We start from the raw sequence: 25,067 nt of genomic DNA on the forward strand, positions 1-25,067 counted from the left end.
CGTTGTTCGGCTCCTGCTCGAACTTCACCAGCTGATTGTCGACGGTGTCCAGGCTCTCGCTGGTCTCCGTCAAAAACTCCCGCAACAGATCATCCATGAAAACTGGCCTTCATACAGGAAGGGCGCGCACGAGGTGTGATGCGCCATTTCGGAATGGGGCCAGCTTCACCGCAAAGCGTTTAATATTGGTTGAGTATGTGCAAAAGAACGGAACCAACAAAGAGATAAGGCGCTCCGGACAAGCCGAAGCGCCTCGTAAAGAATCAATTAAGCTGCCGGGCGCGACGCGCCGTTTACGAAGCGGTAACGGTGATGGCTTCGCCTTCCGGCGCCAGCTTCACGGTGAGCCCGCAGGCCTGCGCGAGCAGCCGCGTATAATAAGGCTGGATCGCATGCGCATCCGCGGCAGGCCCGCGCTCGCCGCTCAACAGCTCGGAGATGTTCTGCGGCAGGCGCGCGTTATGGCCGGTCGCGGTGATGCGAAAGCTCATCGTCTCGCCCTCCCCGATCGGGTCGATCGTCAGCATGCCGCCGCGCGGGATCGTATGCTGGGCGACGACCAGCATGTTGAGCAGCAGCTTGACGCGGTTCTTCGGCATCAGGAGCCGCGGCAGATTCCAGGTGATCGAGCACTTGCCATCCTCGATGTGGCCCTTCGCCATGGTCTGGGCATCGCCGAGATCGATCTGCGCGCCGGAGGAGCCGGCCGCGCCGAAGGCAAGACGGCAGAACTGGAGCCGGGCGGAGGCGGTCTTGGCGCTCTTGCGAATCAGGTCGAGCGCGAACTCGCGGTCTTCGGGCTTGGGATCGTCGTCGAGCACTTCGAGCCCGTTGACGATGGCGCCGACAGGGCTGATGAGATCGTGGCAGACCCGCGAGCACAGGAGCGCAGCGAGTTCGAGCATATCGGGAGCAGTGGCAGTCGAGGGCGACGAGGCGTCAGACATATAAAGGGGTCCTGGAGGGTTCCTGGAATTGCACGGCGCTGGACGCCGCGAATCACGCATGCTTGACGGATGCTGCGGGTTCTAACATTCGCCAGCCCGCGGCAGCTAGCTTGCCATCGCCTCAAGGCGGTCATAGCCACGGGCGAATCAGTTGAGAAGGAGCGAATTGCCGATGATTGAGGCATCCAGGTGAAGCGGATCATCGACGCCGCGGCCGCATCCGGCCTGATGGAGGCCTTGACGGCGCTGGTGGTGAAGGCCGGCGAGGCGATCCTTGCCGTCAACCGCGCGGCGATGCGGGTCGACGGCAAGCAGGACGGCTCGCCGGTGACCGAGGCTGACCTTGCCGCCGACCACATCATCGCGGAGGGCCTGGCCCAGCTCGCCGGCGACGTCCCGTCGCTCTCGGAAGAACGGACCCAGCTCGCCTCCCCGCCATTCGAGGGCAGCTTCTTCCTGATCGATCCGCTCGACGGCACCAAGGAGTTCGTCGCCGGCCGCGACGAATTCACCGTCAACCTCGCCCTCGTGACGTCAGGCGTGCCGCTGCTGGGCATCGTCAGCGCACCCGCGCTCGGCCTGCTGTGGCGCGGCATCGTCGGCCGCGGCGCTGAGCGCGTGCGGTTTGACGGCGCGACCATCGGCGCGGCCGAGCCGATCCACACCCGCAAGCTGCCGGCGCGGGGAGAACCCTGGATCGCGGCGGTGAGCCGCTCGCATGGTGATCCCCAGAGCGAGGCGTTCATCGACAGCAGGCCCAACGCCGTGAGAAAGACCTGCGGCTCGGCCGTGAAATTCGGCCGCATCGCGGAAGGCAGCGCCGACATCTATCCCCGCTTCGGGCCCACCTGTGAATGGGACGTCGGGGCAGGCGCTGCGGTGGTGACCGCCGCCGGCGGCAGGGTGACCGACGGCAAAGGCGGCGAGCTCCGCTTCGGCCAGCGCGGCGACACCGGCTTCATCATCCCGGAGTTCATCGCCTGGGGCGACCCACAGGCGGCAAAACCCTAAGGCGGTAGGCTGCTACTGGCTGAGCTGTTCCCAAAGCGCCGGCCAGCGCTTGCCCACCTCATAGAGGAACCGCTCGGGGTTGGCGGCAAAGGCATCGCGATTGGCTTCCCGGCTGAACAGGTACAGCCGCTGCGCCACGATCGCGAAGAAGCGGGGATTGCCGGCGATGGTAACGCCGCGGGCGATATCTGCGGGATCGTAGCCGCCGAATTGCGGCCCATAGATTTCGGGATGGGCCAGGAAGGAAGCGCGGTTGCCCTCGTTGCGGAAGCGCCAGACCGCGCCCCAGAGGCTGGCCTCGAATTCTGCCGTCCCTCGCATCGCCCGGCCAGCGACGAAATAAGCGACGGGGTCGAAGCCCTCGATGGCAACGCCGCTGAAGCGGTTGACGACGATCCGCTCGGTGGTGGCGGCCCCGGCCGGCAACCCCGCGCCGATGATCCATATGCCCGACAACAGGCAGACGACGAGGCGGATCAAGGCAATTCCGGGGCGCAAAGGGCTATCTTCCTGCCGTTGTGCCGTCATAGTTGCTGCGGATAACATCCGAGTCGAGGGGACATCCGGCGCAAACCTAGAGCCGCGCCTGTTGGCGCCAGGTTAAGGAAGCGACCGGATTCGGTACCAGGGGTTCTTTCATGACTTTCGCATCACGCCTTGCTGCGCTCGCGCTCGTCGCGATGGTGGGCTGGATCGTGCCGGCCTCGGCCCAGCAGGCCCCGCCGCCCAATCTGCCGCCGCCGCAGCGGACCCCGACGCCCAACACCTACGGGCCCGATGAGCTCGTCGGCGCCGGGCACCGTTTCTTCGGCAACGTCTCGCGCGGCCTCGCCTCGATCATCGAGAAGGCGGTCAGCCAATGGGGCCTGCCGAACGGCTATATCCTGGGTGAGGAAGGTTCCGGCGCCTTCGTCGCCGGCCTGCGCTACGGCGAAGGCACGCTGTACACCAAGAACGCCGGAGACTTGCGCGTCTACTGGCAGGGCCCCTCGCTCGGCTTCGACTGGGGCGGCGATGGCGCGCGCACCATGACGCTGGTCTATAATCTGCCCGCCACCAACGCGATCTACCAGCGCTTCGCCGGCCTCGACGGCTCGGCCTACATCATCGGCGGCTTCGGCATGACGGCGCTCACCGCCAACAACATCGTGCTGGTGCCGATCCGCTCCGGACTCGGCCTGCGGCTGGGCGCCAATATCGGCTATCTCAAATACACGCCGCGAGCGACCTGGAACCCATTCTAGCGCTTTCCTTCTCCCGCCTGCTTACGGATCAAGGTTAACGACAGGCCGGGGCTGGCTTTTTGCCGGCCCGCCATGGCATGGTCGTTGGTGAATTTTTCCTTAAGCTTGGGAGTTCTGGCCCATGGTCGAACCGATCATGTACCTGGCGATCGGTTTCCTGCTCTCGATGCTGTGCGGGCTTGCGATCGTGCCGCTGGTGCACAACCGCGCCGTGCGCCTGACCACGCGCCGGCTGGAGGCCGCAACGCCGCTGTCGATGGCGGAGATCCAGGCCGACAAGGACCAGCTCCGCGCCGAATTCGCGATGTCGGCGCGGCGGCTCGAGATGAGCGTCGAGCAGCTCAAGAACAAGACCACGAGCCAGCTCGCCGAGCTCGGCAAGAAGAGCGACGCCATCAACCGCATGAAGATTGAGCTCGGCGAGAAGAACGCCACGATCTTCGCGCTCGAGGCGCGCGAGAAGGCGGTGAAGGAGCAGCTCCGCGCCACCGAGGAAGAATTCAACACCAAGACCGAAGCCCTGCGCGCCGCCGAGAATGCGCTGACCGACAAGCAGAACGAGCTGGCAAAAATCAATTCCGAACTGTCCGACCGCTCGATGATGGCGGAGAGCCGCCAGGTCGAGCTGGTCGCCGTGCGTGCGCAGATCGAGGAGTTGAAGAACCGCGTCGGCGATGCCGAGAAGGAGTTCGCGGCGACGCAGGCGCGGCTCGCGCAGGAGCGTCTGGAATCGGAGACCGCCTCGCGCGAGCTCGGCGATGCCCGCGGCCGGGTCGAGAATCTGAGCCAGCGCGTCACCGAGCTCGATCGCCAGCTGATCGGACAGGTCAAGGAAGCCGAGATGCTGTCGGGCCGCGTCGCCGACCTCGAGGGACGGCTCGCCACGCAGGGCAAGCTGCTCGCCGAGCGCGAGTACGAGAACAACCAGCTGCGCCAAGCCAATGAGGCCAACGAGCGCACCGTCAAGGAGCTGCGCGTCGAGATCGCGGGCCTCAGCGGCGGCAAATCGTCGGCCGCCATGGAGGCGCTGCGCGCCGAAAAGACCGCGCTCGAGGAACAGCTCCGCACCGCCCGCGACGAGCGCGCCAAGCTCCAGCGCGACATCAACGCGATCCAGCAACAGGCCGAGAGCTCCTGGGCGACCGAGCGGATGGAGAACGCGCTGCTGCGCGAGCGCATCAACGACATCGCCGCCGAGGTGGCAAAGCTCGCGATGCAGCTCGAAGGCCCGAACTCGCCGATCGAGGCGCTGCTGGCGGCCGAGGCCGGCCAGCCGCCGAAGCCGGCGCCGCGCCCGGCCAACGACGCCGCAACCAATGGCGCGGCTGCCAGCCTGCCCGAAGGCGGCGGAACGCTGGCCGAGCGCATCCGGGCGCTGCAGGCCCACGCCTCCCGCGCCCGCCAGCAGGGCGCGTAAGCGGCCAAGAATCCGGTTTCCTTCGCCAATTGCGTGCGGGGGCCAAGGTTTTCCGCCCCCGCGGCGCCTGGAAACTTGACACCTCAAGCCCGCACTTCTAAATCGCGGGCTCCGATGCGCCGGCCGGCCGAAAGGTCCGGCCGTCTGCATGATGGTCCCGGGCGCATAGCTCAGCGGGAGAGCGTTCCCTTCACACGGGAGAGGTCCAAGGTTCGATCCCTTGTGCGCCCACCATTTACCCCGTGAAATCAGCTACTTATCGACGCGGTTCTCCAAGTATGTGCCCCAAAAAAGCTGGGGCACAACAGGGGCACGGAGCAATAGGGGTCGGCTGCTCATCGTGCGACCGTCCGATTTTCTCGCCACCAATCGGTGTAGGCGGCCTCGTTTGTCTCGATGCGCTCTTGTCTGCGACGTTCCTGCACTGTTTCTCTCTGCCTTTAGTCCTTCTCAGGCGGTGAGCGATCATTCTGCCGAGCAGCAGGACTTCGGCTGCGCGCCTAAAGAAAATCCTGCCAGCCACATAGGGCTGACGGGTTCTCGTTTATCAGGGCATATCCACGGTACTCGTCACCCATCCGCGATGGCACATCTTCAGCCATAACGGTTGACGTAGCCCCCGATGTGCACGCCACCGGGATTTTCGTTACGCAATTATCTAATAACTATGAAGAATTTCGCTCGTCTTTGACCGCGAGTGTTGCAAGCCGGCTTCAGCAACGTAGAGGCGAACGACGTACTCTTAATCGGGCACGGAGCCAAACGCTTCCGTTTCATTGAACCGTATTTCTGGGGAGACACACGCATGAAAAGGCTTTTAGCGGCTGTGGCCGGAACACTAACTCTGGGACTGGTCGCTCCCGCCAGTGCGGCGGATCTGGCCGCGCGGCCATATACGAAGGCGCCTCCGATGGTTGCTTCTGTTTACGACTGGAGCGGCTTTTACATCGGCATCAACGGCGGCGGCGGTTCAAGCCACAAGTGCTGGGATTTTGTGGATGCAGCCGGCATTTTCGGTGTCCCAGGCGCTCTGGTGGGCGAGGGTTGCCATAATGCTGTCGGGGGCAGGATCCGTCGTCAGATTGGCTATCGCTGGCAGACGGCAAATTGGGTGTTCGGTTTCGAAGGCCAAGGCAACTGGGCTGACTTCAGAGGTGACAACACGAGCTTGGCGTTTGGCACTGATCGCAATCGCTCTCGCATCGACTCTTTTGGTCTGATTACGAACTTGTAGTTCAGGCGGACGACGCGCTTGCCGCGCAGGAAAATCTCAACGGTCTTTAGGGTGATGCGAGCCTCGACCTCCTGATGCACGAGGTTGTGAGGGACGCTTTAGGAATGCTTGGCGATCTCGACGTGATAATCGAGATTGACCCGGCAGCGCTTCCACTCGGCATACTCGTACGGCTGATCTGGCAATGGGGTCAGCGCCGGGCAATCGAGCACTTCGAACAGGTCGCGCCGGCTTCGCCCCCAGCTCCGGAGCGGTCGAGCGTTCAGCTCGACAAGGAGCGCGTAAATTGCTTCGTTAAGGGCGGCGAGCGAGAAGAAGCGGCGGGCGCGCAGGCGCGCCAGAATCCATCGCCCGACACAATTTGGACCCCTACTTCGACCTTGGCTTTGTCGCGCGGCCGAATCACCGCAAGCCGCTCGCTCGCCACGGCGCTCTGGAGGGCGCGCTTCGCGAGCGGCTTGCTCGGACTCGCGGCAGCTGATTCGGGAGACAGGTAGGGTGCGTTTCGGTAACATTGTCATCTGAGGCAATATGAGGGGGCAGTTTTCCATGGCGCGCGACAACTGACAGAAACCGCTGAGTCTGACGGGACGATTTAAGCCGCTTTATGATCCGCTCGCGTCGGCGGGTGAGAATTCTCAGCGCGGTGGTTGAGAGCTTTGTGGTGGCGATGGTCCGTCGGTGTGAAAGCCCATCTTCGCCCTTGCAGCGCCGTACGAAGGCGCGTCCCAAGCCGGCATAGCAGAGTTCCGGTGGGAAACCATGACGGCGAGAAAGAACACCGGGCGGTTGGCATGCCGCTCGTCTGCCCGCTCGGCCGCTCCAATTCGTTAACTTGACCGTGGCTTCCGCACCCTCAACCCTCGGCTGCTCCGTCCTGTCAACGCCATGCAGCTGAAACACTACCCTCTTCACGTATCCGAACCGATGCGAACAATTGTTCTCACGGGCGTCTCCTTGCTTTGAGGTCAGCAACGCCCCCTCATCGTGCCCCCAGAGTAGCGGAAAGGGCCAATCCCCCCAGCACGAGAGCCCGGTGCGGCTGGCCCGGACGCGTTTGGCCCTTTAAACCGGATTCTGGCGCTCCAGGCCGGAAGCCCTATCTTTTTGGGGCGCTACGCACGGCGCCACCGACACTTAACGAAGCGGTCGGCGACGGGGTCTCAAACACAAACGCGCAAAACTGCTTCATTCACGTCTGAAGCATAGCTGGTCCTAGGCTAATCGGACCCGGCCATCGCAAGCGCGGCGACAAGCGCCGCGATGCTGTTTTTCAAGCCAAAGGAAGTTGTGGTCTCGACGCTCCCGATCGAATTTCACTCGGACCCGTTGTCGATCTGTTCGAGGAGCCCGCGCCGGCTTCGAGTTCATCGAGGATTTCCTCTCGGTGATAACGGTCTGCTTGATGGTGTCACCACAGCGACGCTCTGGCGTGAGACACTCAGGTAACTACATCCTGAGGCGCGCGAACTGCATCGAGGCATGCTCCGCCTCGCGAAGGGAGTCGCATGGGACGATGCTCAACAACGACTTACAGAACGCAGGCGTGAGCTTGCCGCGGTGGATCACGACGTTCTCGTGCCCCGTGGCGGCTCGAGCGCTCTGCCATTGCCGATTGTAGCCGCGCTGTTCATTGGACTTCACGTGGCAAGCGGCGAAGTCGGCGCTGCCCAGCGTGGCCAACTGCCAGGCATGTACCGGCAGCTTGGTATGGATGTGCACCCACATCGGATTTGGCATCCTACCATTGCGCAGCGCCTTGGGCTGCAGCTTGATCTCGAACAGCGTCGCTGGCTCGCTCTTCAAGGCGCGGGGTGGATACACAGACGCAAGTTCTTCGGCCGCCTGCAACTGTTCAAGGTACTTCTGCGACGGAAACGCGTATGTCTTCATGCAATCGATCGTGATCGCCGCCTTTCGTGCGTTCAATGAGTTTGTCTGTCCCTGAACCTGGGATAACATCGCCTTAAGCTGGACTATTTTTCCGTGCACTTCAGGCAATTGCGCATGCGTGAGTAGGCCATGGCGGAGGGGCTCCTCCAGCGCGGCTACACAGGCCTTAATCTCGACCTCTTGCGCCTGCAGGCGCTTAAGGACGAGATCCACGACGTGGTCGGCGTCCTCAGGCTTCATCTGGCGCGCTTGCGAGATGGCGCTTTGCTGAGCCGGCAGATCGAACTGCAGCAGCTCGTCCAATCGCTTGAGTAATCCCGTCAGTGCATTCCTGGAGGGCGGAGCCTGCCACATCGCCAGGTGCCCGGTCGCCGATGATGACGCCCTCGCGCGTGCCTCCTCCGCACTCGCGAGTTTCTTCGTACCCATATCCGAGAGTACGATAACGTTGGCAGTAGAGGCTGTGGCAGCGTCGGGCCTAGCGAGCTGCGGCTCGCGCAGCCCGGCCGTTGAACTCCCCTCGCCTGCGGCCGGAGCGCGCTTGCCTTTCCCCTTCCTGCGCGCCGCGTGGCTCTCAGCCGCTAAGTCGGTCTTTTCCGATATCGCAGTCTGGGCAGGCCGCTCCACTTGCCTCTTTGGCTGCACTGCCAAAAGTCGCGTGACTTGATGCGCGGTGACCCATGCAGCTTCCACGACCTGGTCCAACTGTTCCAATGGAAGGTCGGCATCCGTTCCAGCATCCCTTAGCCTGGCAACGATGCGTTCCACCCCTGAGGCCAATTCCGAATGCCGTTCCATGGCTCCTTCCAGAACGGTGCAGTGCTCTGCGTCGAGGGGCTCTCCGTCCTCGTTCAGAACGGCTTTGTGCGTCGAGAGGAATGCCGGAAAAGCATCCTGGATATAGGTCCCGAGCAGACGCACCCGCCCGTTCTCGTCCATGAGGGCGTCCCTCACGGCTGGTTCAAACGTGCTCGCCTGAGACTCAATCAGAAGCTTCGCGAGCGCGATCCGCGATTCCAGATAAAAGCACCCATCATAAAGTGCCGAGCCGGTATGCAGGCGTAGTGCGGCTTGGTTGGCCTTCCGCATCTCGGGCGTCGTGCTTGCCAAGTTGGCAGTGGCCTCGCAGGCGGACTGCATCCGTTCCGAGCGCAACAGCTTCTTTCCCCACCACTCGATGACAGGCACATGGTCCTTCACCATACTGGAAGCCACTCGGCTCAGCTGGTCGGGGGTAGCGTTGGATTCGTAAATCCGCTGGAAGACCTTTTCCGATTTCTTTCTGCGCTTTTCCAAGGCGTGGATAATCGCCCCGCCCACAAGCTTGCCTTGATGCCCCGCATCGAGCACGGCATAGCAGTATTGACGGGCCTCAGCGTCGGACAGAATGCTCCGCGCCACGGCCGGGCGCACGCTCGCGTAGTACTCCAGAACTGCCGAGCCTGCTTTGACGAACCGATCGGCCAGCTCTAGCGCCTCCTCCGAGTTCTGGGCATGCATGCCCGCATTACCGCAAGCGTCAAGTTCCTCACGCAGGCGATCCATGTGTCGCCTTGCTGCGTTGATTTCTTCCTCTGACGAGGAAATGGGGACTGCCACACCGGAAGTTGGCGCCTGGCTGGCGACTGGCGCCGTGTCTCCACCCTCCGACACTGAGGGAAAGCCGCGCCGCCGCGCAGTGACTGCACGTGGAGCAGCGGCTGCACTTGCCGCAGCGCCTAGGATTCGATCTGGGCCAACGGAGGGACCGGAAGACCTGTCGCCAAGGGCATCGTCGGCACCGCGCGCCGTGCTAGCGGAGGGCGTCCCTCTATCTTGGGGCCCAGAGCGCATCCGCTCCACGACGGAATCGAACGATTGACTGCCTTCCCCAGGGGCTAGCCTTGAGTGCGAGCGTGAACTGCTCGATCCGGCTCCAGCATCTCCAGTGCGCGATCTTCCAGATCGGCCAATGCCCGTCATATTCCATCTCCAATCAAGTCGAGAATGCGCAGCCTGTCTGGATAGACAGGCTGGCTGACGAGTAGCTGACGAAGGGCGTTTTTCCGGTTGCACAGGAAACCCACATCGCCGTGGATCGTGGTCGAATAGCTCGGCCATTTGCTTTGCCCTCACAGATCCGGGCAGACGGCTTTGGCGAGTAGGCCGGCGGAATCTCACCGCCGGCCTCTCAAGGATCCCAGCGTGAGACTCTCGCGTCACTAGGCTCCCATCAGGCGAACGAGCCGCGTATGCCGATCTTCCATTGCGCGAACAACCCGGGACGTTCGCGAGATAGTCGTTCGAGAACGCGGCCGGTCTTGGCCTTGCGACCCCATAAAGCGTTTGAACTTCCGCACCATCCAAGCCTCGATTGTCTGATTGACGTATCGAAGGATTGACCCAGAGGCGCCGGCCTGAATCGACCGTAATACACAATCCCCCCGCAGGAGGAGATTGAGCTGCCGAGCGATGTCAGCCATTGACACATGGGTCCTTTTTCGGAGGTTCAAATCCCGGATTTCCGCCCGCATAAACTTCAGCGCCGAAGCGCTGAGCCGAGGCAGAAAACTGCAAAACACCGAGGCGTTTTGTGAGTTCTTTGCCCGTCGCGGCCCGAAGCAGTAGCCGAGGAAGTCAAACTTGACGTTCGAAACCGGGCATATGTCACGCGCGAGGAGCACGATCCGGCGCGAGCGCTTCCTTCAAGTTCACTTCTGAACCGGCCCCTGCAATAGCGAAATACCAGTCCGCCCCAGCCCGCTCTCATCATTCCGAATCGTCTTGTCCTCCAGCCAATCTTCGAACAGCGCGCTCCAGGTAATACGAGGGATCATCGTCACACGAATCCGTCTCGCAGCTCTCTTGACTATCGCTATCCTCGACTTTGGAAAGATACTTTGTATGCCTGACTACTCGGTGCCACTGGTCGTTCTCGTTCTTCGTCCACACTTTGGGATGCTGTTGAGGATCAAGCACCCAGTTATTGCGACCCACGTGAACAAAATCCATTTCCGCTAGACGGTGTTCCATACCTCCTACGCCAGGACGTGATAAGACCACCGGATGATCACCGTCCATTCGCAGTTCATGCTCCAGCAGGATATCGCCCGCGTTCTCGGCGAGCGGATAAGTAACGCGTAGATCTACCACGGACGTGATATCGTTACGCCCGAACTGTTGGCGAAAATGGTCTCCCCCTGATCCTGACCGAGCCTCCGGCTCCTAAAAGCCCTATAGTTTCGTCACCCAACCTGATATCTGAAAAATCGCGCGTGCTTACCCGGATCATCGTAAGTACTGGAAATAGCCTCCACCCACCGACAGTTGCAGCCCGCTCGGCTTTCTTCGAACAAAATCCGAGTACTCCTGCGGGTTACTGGCGATGTGCATTATTTCACTGGACAAGAATCTCGTCACTTTGCGCATGAAAGATTCTCAGTCGACGATCTGATAATGGGCGGATTGGAACGCAGGAAGTATGGCGTCGCGCTCGCCGACAACGACCCACCTCGCTCCAGGCCGGCAACCGCTTCCGCAAAACGGAGCCACCGATTCTGCCATACATCAGATGCACGCGATTGAACTCGTGCCGCGACAAGCTTTGCCGAGGAGGATACACAACCCAGCTGACCACAACCTGACCAAAGCATCTGTCCGCACTCCGATGCGACTGCCATGCACTCTGCGGAAGACTTATTGGCCGTCAAGCTCTCTAGGATCGGGGCGCTTCGGCTCAGACGGAACAACTTGCTGACGCGCGGTCATTCACCATGCGAATTCCGGAGCAAGTCGCCCACCGATTCCGAGATGATGCACCATTCCGATCAAACGTAGAATGTCGATCACAACAACATTTTTTCCCACGTCCGGATGGAGCAGAACCGACATTGCTGGGCGAGTGACCATAACCTGGGTTTTGCTAGTCCAGAAGAGTCGGCGCCCAATGTGAGCCTTGCAGGACGACGCCGCCATGCAAATCACCAAACTTATCGCTCGCCCCACCAGAGCTGCCAGCGACAGATTGCGTTCGGTCATCAGAGCATCAGGTGCGACTAGGAGACTGAGACACAGACCTCAGACGTGTTGTCACTATCCAGGATGCGAATGCAATCCATCCAAAGAATTGATTTCACACTTCATGTGCTGCCGGGTAGGGAAAGCGTCGTGCATCACGCACCATGGTAGGTTTACTGTCGGAAAAGCTGCGATGAGTACTTGATCATGGACGCCGCGATCGGATTGTAGGCACGGTTTTGCCGGGTGCAGCCAACTTCATGTCACCCCTGTCTTTGGATTGTGCGGCCGTTGAGCAGTTCATTCCACAGCGTCTCGGTGATTTTATAAACGTTAGAAAAAGGAAGGCGCGGCGGGACGGCCTCGTTATGGCGTTCTCCAGCTGAGCGTAGCCGCGCTTGGCCATCACTGTCGCTCCGGTGATCGGAGCACGAAGGAGGCTCACCTTCCAGGCCGAATGAGGAGTTCGTTGCTCAAGCACGGAACGTCTGCCGGCGTGTGAGGCTTTGCAAATTGAGGGCCGCGATGCAAATCGCCTATCATCGCTGCTCCTTCCATCAAACCCGCGGCCGTGCGGCTGCGCTCGCCATCGGGAGCATCGATCGTGATGAGGAGATTTAGATCCAGACCATGGAACGGCATTGTCACTGATCCGCCATGTGAATGTATCGATCCAAACCATGGATTTCACCATTCGATGTGTTCTCGGCAATCATCTCGACCTCAGGATGTCGGCGACAACTACCGGGATTGTTCCGGCGCTGAGCGGGTACTGCCCGCCTATCGATGCATTTGATTGATTGCCGCCTATGTCCCGGTGGCGAGAGCACATTCGACGTCACCAAGATGCATGCGCGCCACGTGAGACAGTGAACAACGCCAGTCGAGCTTACAATGGAATCCCCATCCAGTATGCGAGTCGCCAGCACCGCTTCTCTTCGTCTATTCCGGATTCCAACGCTTACGCGGAGGCCGGACTGTTCAATTCCGCGCATGCTCGAACCTGACGTGGTGGGTGCTCTTGGCGTGACTTGATAGGAGGTCGCGGAATGCGAACGCTACTCGTTGATCATGAGACAGACCCAGCGCGCGTTGTACAGGATGCGCTCTCCGATTGCGGTTTTGCCGTTGACGTAGCGTGCACCCTGGACGAGGCGGCCGCCGCATTTTCTTGCGCCAGGTATGACATTCTCTTGCTCGAGTTGGTTCTACCGGATGGAGACGGCTTGGATTGGCTGAAGCAGTTGAGACGTGACGGACATTCGATGCCTGCCGTGATGATGAGTAACTTCAACGAGCTCGGTAGGCGGATAGCGCTATTTAATGGCGGTGCGGACGACTTCCTGCCCAAGCCCGTATCTACTGATGAACTCATCGCACGGATGCGCGCTACTCTGCGCCGATCAACGCAAATGACGGCCCCCATCGTTACCTTTGGCAATCTACGATTCGATTCGATCGGCAGGCAAGCGTCGGTCAATGGTCGACCGCTGAAGATTGCCCGCCGCGAGGTGTGCATTCTCGAACATCTGCTCAGCCGCGCCGGCCGCACCGTGGCTCGCGCGTCATTGCAGGATAGCCTCTATGCATTTGACGACGAGGTCTCCACCAATGCGCTTGAGGTCGGAATCTATCGTTTGCGCGGTCATTTGAGTCAGTCCGGTGCGACGCTACGGATCAAAACCGCGCGCGGGATCGGCTACGTCCTTGAATTGAAATGCGCGGCATCGACCGCGCAGCCAATCGAACTTGAAAGAAAAGACCATCTTGAGCATCATTCTTGACAAGCATGCCGGCGTCACTCGAGGATCGATCGCCGCCAACGGCCTTTCGTCCACCTTTCTTCCTTGTCTTTCGCAGCTTTTGTGCGTGGTCGTCCTGCTATTCCCGGCTGCTGCCGTAGCTCAGATCAAGCGGGATGATGGAGGTGGGCCGCAGCGTACGGCTGCCGACGGCATTAGCGGAACGCTGACCCTTTCCTCTTCGCTGGGTAAGACGATTCATCTGCCAGCGCCAGCTGCGAGCATCTTTATCGCAGATCCTACGGTCGCGGACTATCAGGCACCTTCGAACAAGACCATCTTCGTTTTCGGCAAAAAATCCGGGCGGACCACCTTGTTCGCACTGAACGAGGGCGGGGAGGCTCTCGCTGAACTGCGTGTTGTCGTCACGCAGCCGATCGAGGATCTGCGCGCCACGCTGAAAGCCCAGGTCGGCGACTATCCCATCCAGGTAAGCTACACCCCGCGCGGGGCCATCCTTAGCGGTACGGCGCCCAATGCGGAGATCGTCGACATAGCGATGAAAGTGACCGAGCAGTTTCTTGGGTCTGGTGCGCTCGTCGTCAACAAGATTCAGGTGGCGGGGTCATTGCAGGTGAACCTGAGCGTGCGGGTGGCGGAGGTCTCCCGGAGCGCTATGAAGGAGCTCGGCGTCAACCTCTCCGCTTCCGGTCAAGCTGGCCCTTTCACTCTCGGCTTGGTCAGTGGCAGTGGTGGTGGATACGGCGCGGCGCAGGGCGGCGGTACGGCGAAGATAGGAGTCAACACTGGCCATGTGAACGTCAGCGCTATGCTCGATGCACTGGCTCACGAGCGCCTCGCTTCCGTACTTGCTGAACCGAACCTCACCGCAATGTCAGGCGAATCCGCCAGCTTCCTCGCCGGCGGCGAATTTCCCATTCCGGTGTTGCAGGACAATCGGCAGGTCTCTGTCGAGTTCCGTCACTTCGGCGTCAGCCTGGAGTTTGTACCGACCGTTCTCAGTAACAATCAGATCAATATCCGCGTGAAGCCTGAAGTCAGCGAACTATCATCACAAGGTGCTGTCAATATCAACGGCATCTCCGTACCGGCTCTCTCCACCCGGCGTGCGAACACGGTTGTCGAGCTCGCCAGCGGCCAAAGCTTTGCAATTGGTGGGCTTATCCGGCGCAACTTCAGCACTGAGATCACGACTTTCCCCTGGCTCGGCGACGTTCCGATACTTGGTGCGCTATTTCGCTCATCGTCATTTCAACAGGATGAGACGGAACTCGTGATCATCGTCACGCCTTACGTCGTGCGGCCAAGATCGAACTCGAAGCAGATGAGTGCGCCCACCGACCGCATCGCTCCGCCCTCAGACCTCGCGCGCAGTCTGACGAACACATTGGCAACGCGCTCGCCTGTTCGCAGTGCTCCCCCGATAAGCGTACCAGGCGCGACAAGGGGCACCGGCCACATCATCGAATGAGGATCGACCAATGAGATTACGATTCGTGCGCCCCCTCATCGGTCTGACGGCCAGTCTAGGTGGCTGCGCTAGCACCGCGCCGACTTACCTCGAGCCGACCGCGCAAGCGATCCTGGTTGAACAGGAGAAGAACGTCTTACTGTTTCAGACCCTTGGAGGGCCCGAACGGCAGCGTCTGCGTTATTTCATAGCAAGTACCAGTCGCGGTCGGTATGACGCACTGCATCTTAATATCGTCGGCTCACGTCGGCTCGGGGCGCAGATAGCAGCTGAGGCCCGCGCAATGGGCGTCGACGCTCTCAACATCCGCCTGTACGGTCCATTCATCGATAGGCGTGATGGCTCTGCCGCCCGAATCGAGGCGATTACGTACGAGGCGCGCCCTCCCGTTTGTCCGTCGATTGCGATCGTCGGCCCTTCAGTGAACGACAATTCTTTCGATCCGACGCTTGGCTGCTCGATCCGGTACAACTTGGCCGGCATGGTCAACGATCCGCGCGACTTGATTGACAATCAGGCCCTTGTGCCGAGTGATGGCAATCGTGCGGCCATTCCCGTTGCCACATACAAAACCTTCGCGACAGGCAATAACAGCAATTTGGGTATAGCTAACAACAAGCTGCCATCAGATCCCACGTCTGCCGGCACCCAGACCGTGCAGCCGTCTCGATAGCGAGAACATCAGTCGTTCGATGCGACCTCCTTCACAACACGAACTAGACTTGGCCGGTAGCAAAGAGTGCTTTGGCGACAGCCTCGAAATACTGGACAGGAATGGAATTGCCAAGGCTAGCGTTGCAGATTAGCTCACGGACCAGGACGTGATCATCGACGATACTGAGACGAAGGCGCCTCGCTTCATCAAAGAGCCGTGAAGCCGCCTCCCCATCGCCGCGGCAAACCAGGACCGGGACGCCCGTTTCGCCACGGATGTAGCGTACCCCGACCAGCAGCTCGCGCCCAGTCAAGATCAATGTCGCGCGACGCACGCCGAGTGGAGACTCGCTCGCCTGCTCCCGCCGAAGGCGTCGGTGTTCGCGTTTCACCTCCGGACTGCCTTGCTGCTCCTTGTCCTCGCGCTTCATATCGCTCTTAGTCATGCGCATGCCGCGCAAAAACAACCAGCGCTGGACGAGGAGATCGACCAATCCGCCGATCAGAAATGCACCACTTGCAATCCCGATCAACAGTTTCACTTGAATGAACACGAACTCGAAGCAGCCCGTGCCGCAAACCGGCAGATAGACCAGTGTCTTCCACGCGCCGACAACGACGAGGACAAAGATCGCGCCGAGGCAGAAGACTTTGAACAAGCTCTTCCCAAGCTCGATGAGCGAACGCAAAGAGGCGATGCGCTTCAGTCCGTTGATGGGATCAATGTTCTCGAATTTCGGCTTCATCGGCTCGGAGGAGAACACTAGTCCACCATTGGCCAGGACCGTCGTCAGAATTGCGCAGATGACCATACTCCCAAGAAGCGGGCCAACAATTCTCAGTGCAAGTTCGGGCAAGACGCCGAGCGCAAGATCGACCGCAATATTGAACGACTTATCAAGCAGCTTGTCAGTCAGCATGAGCGCTTCACGACATTTGTCGTAGATGGAACTCGCTTCTATCCAGAGATAGCCGAGACCGGCGCAAGCGCTGAGGGCCCTGACTAGATCCGTGCTATGCGGAACCATGCCTTTCTTGCGCGAATCGCTTAGCTTCTTTTCAGTGGGGGCGAGCGTTTTCTCTTCGCTCGTGTCGCTCACTTCAGTTTCCTTTCAAGCCTCTCCAGCTCTCGGCTCGACTGTATGATTTCGGATTGCATGTATTCGATGAGATAGATCGTATAAGTGACCATGACGATCGCAAAGCCTATATTCTTGATCGTCAACGATAGGTCCCGCGGGTTGAATTGCGGCGCAAAGCGCCCAAGCAGGAGCGCGGATATGTCGGCCAGCAAGAGGAACGCTACCACAGGTCCAGAGACCAGGACGGCGGTACGTATGATGCTGTCGAGCACGCCCCACAACTCCAGTGTCCCTTGCATGCTCAGCGTGGGTCCAAGCTGATAAGCCGGCCAAACCAGATAGCTGCCGTAAAGCCCGCTGATCATGGTTTGCAGCCCCCCCGTGACGACGAAGATCGTGATCGCGGTGGTACCGATAAGCAGTCCCGTCGCCGAAGCCTGACTGCGTGTCGCGGGATCGGCGGGAGTGACTACGCTGCTGATGCCCCGTTGCGTGTCGATGAACTCGCCGACGGCCTGAAGACTCCAGAGGGGAATACTGAGTAGGGCGCCGATCAGCAGGCCGACACACGTCTCCTTAAGACCGAGTAGCGGGATCTTGAGCAGACGGGTGTCCGGATCTAGCTCCTTCAGGCCATCGGCGATGTGCGCCAAGTATGGTAGTTCGAGTGCAACGGCCAGGCAACCGCGGATCAGGCCGCCGATCTGCGGACGCGTAAATACCGGAAGCACCAGCATAATGCCCACGGGGCGGGCCGCACCAAGGCCGGCAGCAACGACGAGTTCGATGGTTGCCTGGATGAGACTTTGCGTGTTGGTGGTTGACAGATCATACATGACGGGCGGCTGCTAGTAGCCCGTCGTGAGCGCGGGAAAATCAGTGAAGATCTGCTTGGCTTGTTCGATGAGCGGGGCGCTCAGCACCGGAGCAAACAAAGCTATAATCCCAACAATGACCAAAAGCTTCACAGTCAGTGGCAATGTCTGATCCTGGATCTGCGTTGCCGCCTGGATGATGCCGATGACGGTTTCGGCGACCGCCGCTGCAATGAGCGGCGGCAGAACCCAGGTCATGAAAAGCACCAGTGATCGACTCATATAAGGGAGAATAGTGGCCTCATCCATGCTCACCCTCCAGGTGTTGTATAGCTCAGCACTAGCCCGTGCATAAGCCGCGACCAGCCGTCAATCGCCACGAATAGAAACAGCTTGAAAGGAACTGAGATCACTGTCGGAGACACCATTGACATGCCCATGGCCATCAGAATGGTCGTTACGATCAGATCGATAGTGATAAACGGAAGGTATAGCAAAAACCCGATTTCGAAGGCACGCTTGAGTTCTGAGATTAGAAAAGATGGGACGAGAATGACAAAATCATCGGCTGTGGCTGTGCCGCGCATCTCTTCCGGCCAGACACGCTCGGTCGAGGACAGGAAGAAGCCTCGCTGTTCTTCATTGGTGAAGTTCTTGAGATAGCCTCGCAGCGGCTCCTGCCCCACTTTCGCAGCGGCTACCCAATCCTCAAGCGTTTGATAGCGGAGCTGCAGATCGGCGACTCGATTGTAGCTCTGCTCAAAGACGGGGGCGCTCGTGAAGGCGGTGAGCATCAATGCCGCGCCGTATAGAACGATGTTCGGTGGAATCGACTGGGTTCCAAGCGCATTGCGAACGAGGAAGAGAACGACAGATACCTTTACGAACGCCGTGGTCGTGACGACAGCGAAGACCAACAAGCCGAGCGCGGCCGTGACCGCAAGAAGCGGCAGTATTGCTGGTTCGATGTTAGTCATTGCCCGCTAACCCGCCACGCAGTCTAACGCCGAGCTCGTCCCCAATACGTACTATGTCGCCACTCCCGATACGTACGCCGTTTGCAACGATATCGACCGGGCCATCGACCGGCCGGCCAAGTTCGAATACATATCCTTTGCTGATGCTTCTCAAGGCTCCGAGCGTGATGGGCCAGCGGCCGCATTCAAAGACAAGCGAAATCTCAATATCGTCGAGATCGGCTTCCGAAGGCGGCTGCTGTGAACCGGGTAGTGTCGTCATATGCGCATACTCCAGAGGGCGCGGCCGCAAGCGAAACGGTCCGTGCAGGATCAGGTGGTTGCCAGTGACATCTGCCGCGGTCCATAACCGGCCCGCAGTGAGGATGATCTGACCACGGGCGAATGGCATTACATCCGGCAACAAAGCGTCGCCCTTACGCGTTTTGCGAAGAAGCGAGGCTGACGCCCGGAGGGAGCCGACCTCTCCTGCAACTGTAACGGGTAACTGTGCGGGGACCTCACACAACTGTCGCGGCAATTGGCCGAGCAGCTCGCCTAAGGCACGGAACGCCGGCGGTATCGGTCCATCAAGAGGCGAGAAAAGAAATAGGCGACCTTTGTCCCTGACCGGACCGTAGATGATGTCAAATTCGACATAAGGCCCGTTCTTCTCGGCCTTTCCAACATGAAGGAGTCGCAGTTGCTGCTCTGTCTCAGTCTCCAGGCGCGCGAGCAACGGTTCAAGTGCAAGTTCGAGAACCAGCGAACGACTTGGCTCGGAAAGTAAAGCTAGGCCACTCTGTACTGTCGAGATCAAGGCCTCGGCAAGCGCATGCGGTATCGACAACACGAGCTCATCATCGCCGAGGCCCCAAACGCAATCGAGCATCGACAGAGCCGGAGGTTCCTCCTGCCACACAAGTCGTTCCAGTCGCACCGACAGCGGCTTGTCGCAAAGGTTACTCCGCAAAGAGGCGGAGGGCCGCACGTTTCTGTTGAGCCACGTTACGAGACTCTGCGTTAGACGCTGGGTTGGCTCGTACTTCGCGTATGCGTCCGCGCGAGTTGCAGGAGGCAGCTGTACAGGGCAGCGCATTTGCTTCCCAACTGGACTAGCTGTCATCAAATTGAACCGCCCGCCACCGGCATGGGCAAACCCCTCCCATGGCGAAGCAAGACTTCATCATCGGCCTCTAGCTCGGCTGTTACTTCCGAATGGGTATCGGCCGCACGCCGGACGTCGGTCTCGATTTGTCGCCATTTATGAGTCGCTGCGGAACGCTTCGCCCAGTGCGCACGCCTCTCGGATGCGGCTGTCTCGGCCTGCTTTTGAGCGATACGCGCCTCCTCAAGTGTGCGGCGTTTCGAGGTGATCTCGATCGCGAGCCTCTCAAGGGTGAGCTGGCAATGATCGAGTTCAACGACGGACACGGTACCGGCCGACATCAACTGTTGGTAAACCTCCGCCTGGGCCTCTGTATGATGCTTTTCAGCAACTGCAAGTTCCTGCCATGCGTGCTCCGCGGCCGAGGTCGCGATATGAAGCTTGGCTTCCATATTGGACAACTCACTACGAGCACTACGCTCGCGCATATCCTTTACTTGCCGCAAGCTCGAAACGTGTATGCAACTCATGCGGTCAGATGGCACATCCATGTGACGGTTTCCTCAAAAGTGGACGCATCGTTTTCACCTTGGCGTAAAAACTCGCGCAGATCATCGATCGAAGCGACAGCTCGGTCCGTCAGCGGATCGCTGCCTTGCTTGTATTCACCAACCTTGATCAAAAATTCGGCCTCTGCATGACGGGAGATAAGATCACGGAAGAGGGATGCTGCCTTGCGATGCGGTGCAGATACGACGGCATCCATGACGCGGCTGCGGCTCGACAGTACATCGATGGCGGGGAAATGCGCCCGCGCCGCGAGAGAGCGTGAAAGAACGATATGACCATCGAGAATGCCACGCGTTTCCTCGGCGATTGGATCGCCCGTGCCGTCACCTTCCACAAGCACGGTATAGAAGGCCGTGATTGAGCCACGCTCACTCATACCAGCGCGCTCCAGCAAACCTGGCAACATTGCAAAGACAGAGGGAGGAAAGCCCCGGCGGGTCGGTGGCTCACCGGCAGCAAGCCCGATCTCGCGCATAGCGCGGCTAAATCGCGTCAATGAATCCATCATCAGAACGACGCGCAGGCCTTGATCGCGAAAATATTCGGCGAGCGCGGTTGCCGTATAAGCACATTGCGCCCGCTCCGTCGCTGAGCGATCGGAGGTCTCAACGACGACGACCGTGCGGCGGAGGGCCGTCTCCCCAAGATGCCGCTCGATGAATTCACGCACCTCGCGTCCACGCTCGCCTATCAGCGCAATCACGGTCACGTCAGCGACCGCGCCTTTTACGATCTGCGACAGTAACGTCGACTTGCCGCCACCAGGCTCTCCATAAATGCCGATGCGCTGGCCCTCGCCGCATGTCAGAAGACCATCCAAGGCGCGAACACCGAGTGGGAGAGGGCGATCGATGATGCACCTTGTCATTGGATTTGGCGCTTTGCCGCGCAGCGGACGCGTCTCCACGGTTTTGACTGCGCCCCTGCCATCGAGAGGACGGCCGAAGCTGTCGATCACCCGCCCGAGCAAATTGGGGCCGACCGGCACTTCGTGCATTCGGCCAGTGGCAACGACTTCTGCGCGGCCGGACATGCCTTGCAGGTCACCGATCGGCGTCAGCAACACGCCGTCCTGCAAGAGACCGATCACCTCGGCCTCAAGCGACCATCCGGTGCGCGGATCCTTGAGCACACAAACTTCTCCAATACGAGCATCCGGCAAAACTGCATGGATTAACGTGCCGAGCGCCCGCGTGATCCGCCCGCGTACGGCACGCGTGTCCACATGGCTTGCCGTAGTTCGCAGACGCGCCAGCGCTGCGTGCAGAGTCCCGTCTCCATCAGGACAGCTATGGTCTGGTCTCGGCGCCGTCACTATTCGTCTGCCTCATGATCTAAACCAAAGCCCAAACGCAGTGCGCGGAGCTGCGCGTCAAGTCCGAGATGGATATTGCCAAATTCGCTCCACAGCACGCATTCGTTCGCTGACAGCGCCGGGTCCGGAATAATTCGGACCGTCGGCCGGTCCTCCCGTCCGTCACAGGCAGCAAATTCGCGCGTAAGCGCATCAACATCCATGGGGGACGCATGAAGGGACAGTTTTGCCCCGCCATATCTGTGCGAAATCGTGTGACGAACCGTCCTCACCAACATCTCGCCGGGATCGAAATCGCCCAGTAGATTAGTTACGATGTCCATCACGAGCGCTGACAGTTCCTGCTCCAAAACGGCCTTTCGTCGTGCCACTTCCGAGGCAGCCTGTGCCACCAGCTGTGCCATTTCCTCGGCGCCGGCCCTCACCCCCTCGGCATGGCCGCGCGCACGCTCCTTCTGATAAGCTCTGCGTGTCCAGCCGCGAACGCGCTTCAGATTTCGCTCGGCCACGGCACGCGCCTCGAGGGCGCTCTGCCAAATCTCGAGATCCCTCGCCGCTATGAGTGGCCCAAGCGGGCGGATGTGCGGAGCGACGGGCGGCGCAGTTTCGTCGGCTGTCATCCCGCTGGGGCCTCCCTCGCCAAATGGGCCAACACCGGTGAAAACAATTGGCCCGCGGCATCGCGGTGTTCAGTCCCCGGATTGTCGGCGGCCGTTCCGACAGCTAGGCGTAAAAGCACGCGGCGGCAATCAAGCGCTGACGCTTCATCGAGCCAAGCGCCGAGGCAGGCATGTCCATCGTCTTCAATCCCTATTGCGAGTTCTTGAGGATCAGCAATTAATCTGGTCGAAACCGCATGCGCTGCATGTCGGATCCCGAAAGCCTGCACCTCGGTGCCGACGTGCTCGACCAGAACGGCGACATCATGCTTTGAAATCAGCCTTGTCAGCGAACGGGCATGCCAAATGCCGCCGGCGAGCAGGGCAGCCCTGCTCGGATCATGCCCGAGGAGAAGGTCTGGCCCGAAGTCACTTCCGTTCAAGCCCATTTCATCTTCAAGCAGCAACGCTTGCAGTCTTATCTGCAGCCTAGGACTCTTCTGCAGTCGCACCAACGTCGCGGACGAGAGGTTAGCGTCAAGTCGCGCGGCAAGGCGGGTCGGATGAATCGTGGCAGCAAGCTTACGGATACCTACAGAGGCTAGTTTCAGCGGATCCTGCCGCTCGGCAGACGGATTCGGTCTCGTCATGTCGGACACCACACTACGCCGCATTAGGCTTAATCGCTTTGCGAATCATGTCCATAGCAGAGACAGGCGAGCGCCCACCAACAGCGCTAACTTTCTGAGATGATTGCCTGCGCTGGCGCCCACGAGCGCTCAGCAAGACGCAGGACAGCACGCCGAATACAGACCCGCCGAGACCCATGCCAACCGCAACCAATGGCGTCGAAATGACTCCAGATGCTTGGGCGAAACCAGCCGCAGCCGCCGGTCGCGGCTCTAGTGTGGGCCGCTCGACTGAGACGAAAACAACAGCCACCTTGTCATAGGATAAGCCCTCGATGCTGTTGGCGACGAGCATTTTAATCTGCGGCAGCAAGATTGAGAGATTTGCCCTCGAGTCATGTCGGATGAAAACCGACGCAGAAGATGGCGTGGTGTCACGTCGCAACAGGTCGTTCTTTGGCAGAACAACGTGGACGCGCGCCGAGAGGACACCATCGATATCACTGATCGTGCGAGATAATTCCTCGCTCAGCGCATAGACGTAACGGGCGCGCTCCTCGATTGGCGAAGCAATCAGACCCGCCGCGCTGAACACTTCCCCTAGACTCTTGAAAGCGTGGCGCGGCAACCCTTCGCCATTCAGCAGGTCGATTGCGGAAGCAATCTGAGTCTGCTCGACCTGGATCGTGATAGTCCCGTCCTTAGCAGCAACGCGGAGCGCATCGACCCCGTTCTTGAGGAGGACCGCAAGCATTTCATTGGCCTCACGTTCCTGAACTTTCGTGTAGAGATCGGCTTTGCAACCCACCAGGGCAAGCAGGAGCGGCAGCAGAGCCAGAAGTTGAAGCCGCTTGCGGAATGGGCGCGCCTGACCGCTTTCGCGATCGATTAAACCAATCATTCGCCCCACTCAGCCCGCTGATATCAGCTTATTCAGAGATGAACCGAGGCTACCGATGCCATTTGAAATGAGTGTTACCTGGATGACGCTGTCAGAAACATCCTTCAGATTCGCCAACATCGCCTCGAAGTCACCTGCGCCACTGGGGGCGCCCGGCACACCCGCTCCCGCTTTGCCCGGCTGCAGCAATAGGGGCTCCGACGTCGACCCGGTCTCCGCACCTTTTGGAACTGCATTGACCGGATACATCGCAGAAAGGTTCTGGAGGATGCGATCGCCCAGCGGGCTCGCCTGTGTTGTTGCACGCGATACCTCGGATATCGGCGGAACGGGCGCCGCTCCCGTTACTGGAGGCGCAAGGTCTGGAACCGAAGCCGCTTGCAAGAGGCTCTGCTGAAACTGGACCTGCTCGTCGACCGCTGTTGCCGAACAGGCCTTGGACAGGCCTTCTAGATTGTGAGAGATCGGCGCAGCGCCTGACATCATCATGGAAAGACTCGCTCTCATCGAGATGTGATACGACCAGCCGTTCAAGCCGATTAGCGGCTCAATGTCCTAGACAGGCCAGCTGACGACAAGCTGACGAGTTCGCACGCACATCGCCATCTAAAGATCACGTTTCGCGTTCACGTACCGAACGTACTCCTGTTAGTTTAAGTCAACGAGAACCATGAATGCTCATCCGATCCATAATCCCGCACGTTTTGAACGGAGTTCTGTGTGTCGCCGTTTTCGTTTCCGGCGGAACACAGATCGCGCGCGGCGCTCCCCTGTCGCTGCCCTCGACCCCTTATCGGTATACGGTTCTGGATCAGGAGCTTTCTGCCGCGCTGCAGGAATTCGGCAACAACCTCAATATTAAAGTCACCATCAGCGCCGAGGTGAAGGGTCGGATTCGCGGGCACATGCCGGACCTGCCACCGCGCGACTTCCTTGATCATCTGACTCAACTCTACAATCTTCAATGGTATTACGATGGGCTCGTGCTTTACGTCTCTACCGCAAAGGAAGCGCAAACTCGTCTGCTTGTCCTAACTTCAATCAGCTGCGACGCGCTCAAGGCAACCCTCGATGCGCTCGCCATTTCCGACGAACGCTACATCATGAGATCGGCTCCGGGAAATGGCCTAGTCCTTGCGTCCGGTCCACCACGCTTCATCGCACTCGTGGATCAGACGCTCAATGGTCTTGTGGCGGAGGCGCAGGCGCGACCTCGCTCCGTCGAGATGCCGTCCCGGGAATCTGTGCTGATGTTATATCGCGGCACCTCAGCGACGATCGTTCGGGATGGGCGAACTGAAGGCCCGTACTCTTCAGACATGCCGCGCCAGGAGGGTGCCTTGCCTGCGCAAGGGCCGGGCCCAAGATGATACAGCTCAATCAGCCGTTACGCGGGTTGTGCAAGGAGCCTGGACCGATCGTCCGGTCAGACGCCGCACAAGCACGGCGAGACGTGCGTGTC

General features: G+C 60.0%; 22 protein-coding genes, 1 tRNA gene and 3 pseudogenes. 9 read left to right on the top strand and 17 right to left on the bottom strand.

Going from position 1 to position 25,067, the window contains the following annotated elements; genetic code table 11:
* Positions 1 to 293: 293 nt before the first annotated feature.
* Positions 294 to 947, bottom strand: coding sequence for a histidine phosphotransferase family protein (locus IVA79_RS04135; RefSeq protein ID WP_247550577.1), 654 nt, complete (start codon positions 945 to 947; stop codon positions 294 to 296).
* A 189-nt stretch (positions 948 to 1,136) separates the two neighbouring features.
* Between IVA79_RS04135 and IVA79_RS04140 the strand changes: the two genes are divergently transcribed.
* On the top strand, positions 1,137 to 1,958 hold the full coding sequence (locus IVA79_RS04140; protein ID WP_247550579.1) for a 3'(2'),5'-bisphosphate nucleotidase CysQ: 822 nt from the start codon (positions 1,137 to 1,139) through the stop codon (positions 1,956 to 1,958).
* A 12-nt stretch (positions 1,959 to 1,970) separates the two neighbouring features.
* On the opposite strand, the gene IVA79_RS04145 is transcribed toward IVA79_RS04140, so the two are convergent.
* Entirely contained in the window at positions 1,971 to 2,456 is a 486-nt protein-coding gene (locus IVA79_RS04145; protein WP_247550581.1) for a YHS domain-containing (seleno)protein, read from the bottom strand.
* 140 nt (positions 2,457 to 2,596) lie between these two features.
* On the opposite strand from IVA79_RS04145, the gene IVA79_RS04150 reads away from it, so the two are divergent.
* The 4 genes and pseudogenes from IVA79_RS04150 to IVA79_RS04165 form a co-directional block, all read left to right on the top strand.
* A complete protein-coding gene (locus IVA79_RS04150; RefSeq protein ID WP_247550583.1) occupies positions 2,597 to 3,202 on the top strand; it encodes a DUF1134 domain-containing protein in 606 nt (201 codons plus the stop codon).
* A gap of 121 nt (positions 3,203 to 3,323) precedes the next feature.
* Positions 3,324 to 4,619 (top strand): hypothetical protein, encoded by a 1,296-nt coding sequence (locus tag IVA79_RS04155; protein ID WP_247550584.1) that lies wholly within the window; start codon positions 3,324 to 3,326, stop codon positions 4,617 to 4,619.
* A 159-nt stretch (positions 4,620 to 4,778) separates the two neighbouring features.
* A tRNA-Val gene (locus IVA79_RS04160) sits at positions 4,779 to 4,853 on the top strand.
* 571 nt (positions 4,854 to 5,424) lie between these two features.
* Positions 5,425 to 5,844 (top strand): annotated as a pseudogene (locus IVA79_RS04165) (hypothetical protein); the annotation flags it as partial.
* A gap of 20 nt (positions 5,845 to 5,864) precedes the next feature.
* On the opposite strand, the pseudogene IVA79_RS04170 reads toward IVA79_RS04165, so the two are convergent.
* The 4 genes and pseudogenes from IVA79_RS04170 to IVA79_RS04185 all read right to left on the bottom strand — a co-directional run.
* Positions 5,865 to 6,253, bottom strand: a pseudogene (locus IVA79_RS04170) (IS21 family transposase); the annotation flags it as partial.
* A 161-nt stretch (positions 6,254 to 6,414) separates the two neighbouring features.
* Positions 6,415 to 6,572, bottom strand: a pseudogene (locus IVA79_RS04175) (IS6 family transposase); the annotation flags it as partial.
* A gap of 730 nt (positions 6,573 to 7,302) precedes the next feature.
* The gene (locus IVA79_RS04180; RefSeq protein WP_346658143.1) at positions 7,303 to 9,708 is read right to left on the bottom strand and encodes a hypothetical protein; all 2,406 of its coding nucleotides are present in this window, start codon (positions 9,706 to 9,708) and stop codon (positions 7,303 to 7,305) included.
* A 1,785-nt stretch (positions 9,709 to 11,493) separates the two neighbouring features.
* A complete protein-coding gene (locus IVA79_RS04185; protein ID WP_247550594.1) occupies positions 11,494 to 11,763 on the bottom strand; it encodes a hypothetical protein in 270 nt (89 codons plus the stop codon).
* 1,028 nt (positions 11,764 to 12,791) lie between these two features.
* Between IVA79_RS04185 and IVA79_RS04190 the strand changes: the two genes are divergently transcribed.
* The 3 genes from IVA79_RS04190 to IVA79_RS04200 are packed head-to-tail and all read left to right on the top strand — an operon-like array spanning position 12,792 to position 15,649.
* The gene (locus IVA79_RS04190) at positions 12,792 to 13,526 is read left to right on the top strand and encodes a response regulator transcription factor (RefSeq protein WP_247550596.1); all 735 of its coding nucleotides are present in this window, start codon (positions 12,792 to 12,794) and stop codon (positions 13,524 to 13,526) included.
* Positions 13,527 to 13,554: 28 nt separating this feature from the next.
* Positions 13,555 to 14,976 carry a type II and III secretion system protein family protein gene (locus IVA79_RS04195; RefSeq protein WP_247550644.1) on the top strand — a complete coding sequence of 474 codons (1,422 nt, stop codon included), beginning with the start codon at positions 13,555 to 13,557 and terminating at the stop codon, positions 14,974 to 14,976.
* 10 nt (positions 14,977 to 14,986) lie between these two features.
* Positions 14,987 to 15,649: a CpaD family pilus assembly lipoprotein gene (locus IVA79_RS04200; protein ID WP_247550598.1), complete on the top strand. Its 663-nt coding sequence runs from the start codon at positions 14,987 to 14,989 to the stop codon at positions 15,647 to 15,649.
* 43 nt (positions 15,650 to 15,692) lie between these two features.
* Here the strand turns inward: IVA79_RS04200 and IVA79_RS04205 are convergent, their stop codons facing one another.
* The 11 genes from IVA79_RS04205 to IVA79_RS04255 form a co-directional block, all read right to left on the bottom strand.
* Complete coding sequence (locus tag IVA79_RS04205) at positions 15,693 to 16,730, bottom strand: EscU/YscU/HrcU family type III secretion system export apparatus switch protein (protein ID WP_247550600.1); 1,038 nt, start codon at positions 16,728 to 16,730, stop codon at positions 15,693 to 15,695.
* Entirely contained in the window at positions 16,727 to 17,548 is an 822-nt protein-coding gene (gene sctT, locus IVA79_RS04210) for a type III secretion system export apparatus subunit SctT (RefSeq protein WP_247275801.1), read from the bottom strand. The genes IVA79_RS04205 and sctT overlap by 4 nt, the downstream gene beginning before the upstream one ends.
* 12 nt (positions 17,549 to 17,560) lie before the next feature.
* Positions 17,561 to 17,836, bottom strand: coding sequence for an EscS/YscS/HrcS family type III secretion system export apparatus protein (locus tag IVA79_RS04215; protein ID WP_247550602.1), 276 nt, complete (start codon positions 17,834 to 17,836; stop codon positions 17,561 to 17,563).
* A 2-nt stretch (positions 17,837 to 17,838) separates the two neighbouring features.
* Positions 17,839 to 18,504, bottom strand: coding sequence for a type III secretion system export apparatus subunit SctR (gene sctR, locus IVA79_RS04220; RefSeq protein ID WP_247550603.1), 666 nt, complete (start codon positions 18,502 to 18,504; stop codon positions 17,839 to 17,841).
* Complete coding sequence (sctQ, locus tag IVA79_RS04225) at positions 18,497 to 19,405, bottom strand: type III secretion system cytoplasmic ring protein SctQ (RefSeq protein WP_346658144.1); 909 nt, start codon at positions 19,403 to 19,405, stop codon at positions 18,497 to 18,499. Before sctQ ends, sctR begins: the two co-directional genes overlap by 8 nt.
* 203 nt (positions 19,406 to 19,608) lie before the next feature.
* The gene (locus IVA79_RS04230) at positions 19,609 to 20,142 is read right to left on the bottom strand and encodes a hypothetical protein (protein WP_247550607.1); all 534 of its coding nucleotides are present in this window, start codon (positions 20,140 to 20,142) and stop codon (positions 19,609 to 19,611) included.
* Positions 20,118 to 21,428, bottom strand: a complete 1,311-nt coding sequence (gene sctN, locus IVA79_RS04235) for a type III secretion system ATPase SctN (protein WP_247550645.1) — start codon at positions 21,426 to 21,428, stop codon at positions 20,118 to 20,120. The genes IVA79_RS04230 and sctN overlap by 25 nt, the downstream gene beginning before the upstream one ends.
* Before the next feature lie 47 nt (positions 21,429 to 21,475).
* Positions 21,476 to 22,096, bottom strand: coding sequence for a type III secretion system stator protein SctL (gene sctL, locus IVA79_RS04240; protein WP_247550608.1), 621 nt, complete (start codon positions 22,094 to 22,096; stop codon positions 21,476 to 21,478).
* On the bottom strand, positions 22,093 to 22,725 hold the full coding sequence (locus IVA79_RS04245; protein ID WP_247550610.1) for a nodulation protein NolU: 633 nt from the start codon (positions 22,723 to 22,725) through the stop codon (positions 22,093 to 22,095). Before IVA79_RS04245 ends, sctL begins: the two co-directional genes overlap by 4 nt.
* Before the next feature lie 13 nt (positions 22,726 to 22,738).
* A complete protein-coding gene (gene sctJ, locus IVA79_RS04250) occupies positions 22,739 to 23,605 on the bottom strand; it encodes a type III secretion inner membrane ring lipoprotein SctJ (protein WP_247550619.1) in 867 nt (288 codons plus the stop codon).
* 9 nt (positions 23,606 to 23,614) lie between these two features.
* Complete coding sequence (locus IVA79_RS04255) at positions 23,615 to 24,094, bottom strand: nodulation protein NolB (RefSeq protein WP_247550621.1); 480 nt, start codon at positions 24,092 to 24,094, stop codon at positions 23,615 to 23,617.
* A gap of 185 nt (positions 24,095 to 24,279) precedes the next feature.
* On the opposite strand from IVA79_RS04255, the gene IVA79_RS04260 reads away from it, so the two are divergent.
* Positions 24,280 to 24,975 carry a nodulation protein NolW gene (locus IVA79_RS04260; RefSeq protein WP_247550623.1) on the top strand — a complete coding sequence of 232 codons (696 nt, stop codon included), beginning with the start codon at positions 24,280 to 24,282 and terminating at the stop codon, positions 24,973 to 24,975.
* The last annotated feature ends 92 nt before the right edge of the window (positions 24,976 to 25,067 follow it).

Source organism: Bradyrhizobium sp. 138 (assembly GCF_023074075.1).
GTDB lineage: Bacteria > Pseudomonadota > Alphaproteobacteria > Rhizobiales > Xanthobacteraceae > Bradyrhizobium.

Coding starts and splice junctions, on each gene's coding strand:
- IVA79_RS04135 (WP_247550577.1), bottom strand. CDS start 947: ATGTCTGACGCCTCGTCGCCCTCGACTGCCACTGCTCCCGATATGCTC.
- IVA79_RS04150 (WP_247550583.1), top strand. CDS start 2,597: ATGACTTTCGCATCACGCCTTGCTGCGCTCGCGCTCGTCGCGATGGTG.
- IVA79_RS04155 (WP_247550584.1), top strand. CDS start 3,324: ATGGTCGAACCGATCATGTACCTGGCGATCGGTTTCCTGCTCTCGATG.
- IVA79_RS04180 (WP_346658143.1), bottom strand. CDS start 9,708: ATGACGGGCATTGGCCGATCTGGAAGATCGCGCACTGGAGATGCTGGA.
- IVA79_RS04185 (WP_247550594.1), bottom strand. CDS start 11,763: ATGACCGAACGCAATCTGTCGCTGGCAGCTCTGGTGGGGCGAGCGATA.
- IVA79_RS04190 (WP_247550596.1), top strand. CDS start 12,792: ATGCGAACGCTACTCGTTGATCATGAGACAGACCCAGCGCGCGTTGTA.
- IVA79_RS04200 (WP_247550598.1), top strand. CDS start 14,987: ATGAGATTACGATTCGTGCGCCCCCTCATCGGTCTGACGGCCAGTCTA.
- sctT (WP_247275801.1), bottom strand. CDS start 17,548: ATGTATGATCTGTCAACCACCAACACGCAAAGTCTCATCCAGGCAACC.
- IVA79_RS04215 (WP_247550602.1), bottom strand. CDS start 17,836: ATGGATGAGGCCACTATTCTCCCTTATATGAGTCGATCACTGGTGCTT.
- sctR (WP_247550603.1), bottom strand. CDS start 18,504: ATGACTAACATCGAACCAGCAATACTGCCGCTTCTTGCGGTCACGGCC.
- IVA79_RS04230 (WP_247550607.1), bottom strand. CDS start 20,142: ATGGATGTGCCATCTGACCGCATGAGTTGCATACACGTTTCGAGCTTG.
- sctL (WP_247550608.1), bottom strand. CDS start 22,096: ATGACAGCCGACGAAACTGCGCCGCCCGTCGCTCCGCACATCCGCCCG.
- IVA79_RS04245 (WP_247550610.1), bottom strand. CDS start 22,725: ATGACGAGACCGAATCCGTCTGCCGAGCGGCAGGATCCGCTGAAACTA.
- sctJ (WP_247550619.1), bottom strand. CDS start 23,605: ATGATTGGTTTAATCGATCGCGAAAGCGGTCAGGCGCGCCCATTCCGC.
- IVA79_RS04255 (WP_247550621.1), bottom strand. CDS start 24,094: ATGATGATGTCAGGCGCTGCGCCGATCTCTCACAATCTAGAAGGCCTG.
- IVA79_RS04260 (WP_247550623.1), top strand. CDS start 24,280: ATGCTCATCCGATCCATAATCCCGCACGTTTTGAACGGAGTTCTGTGT.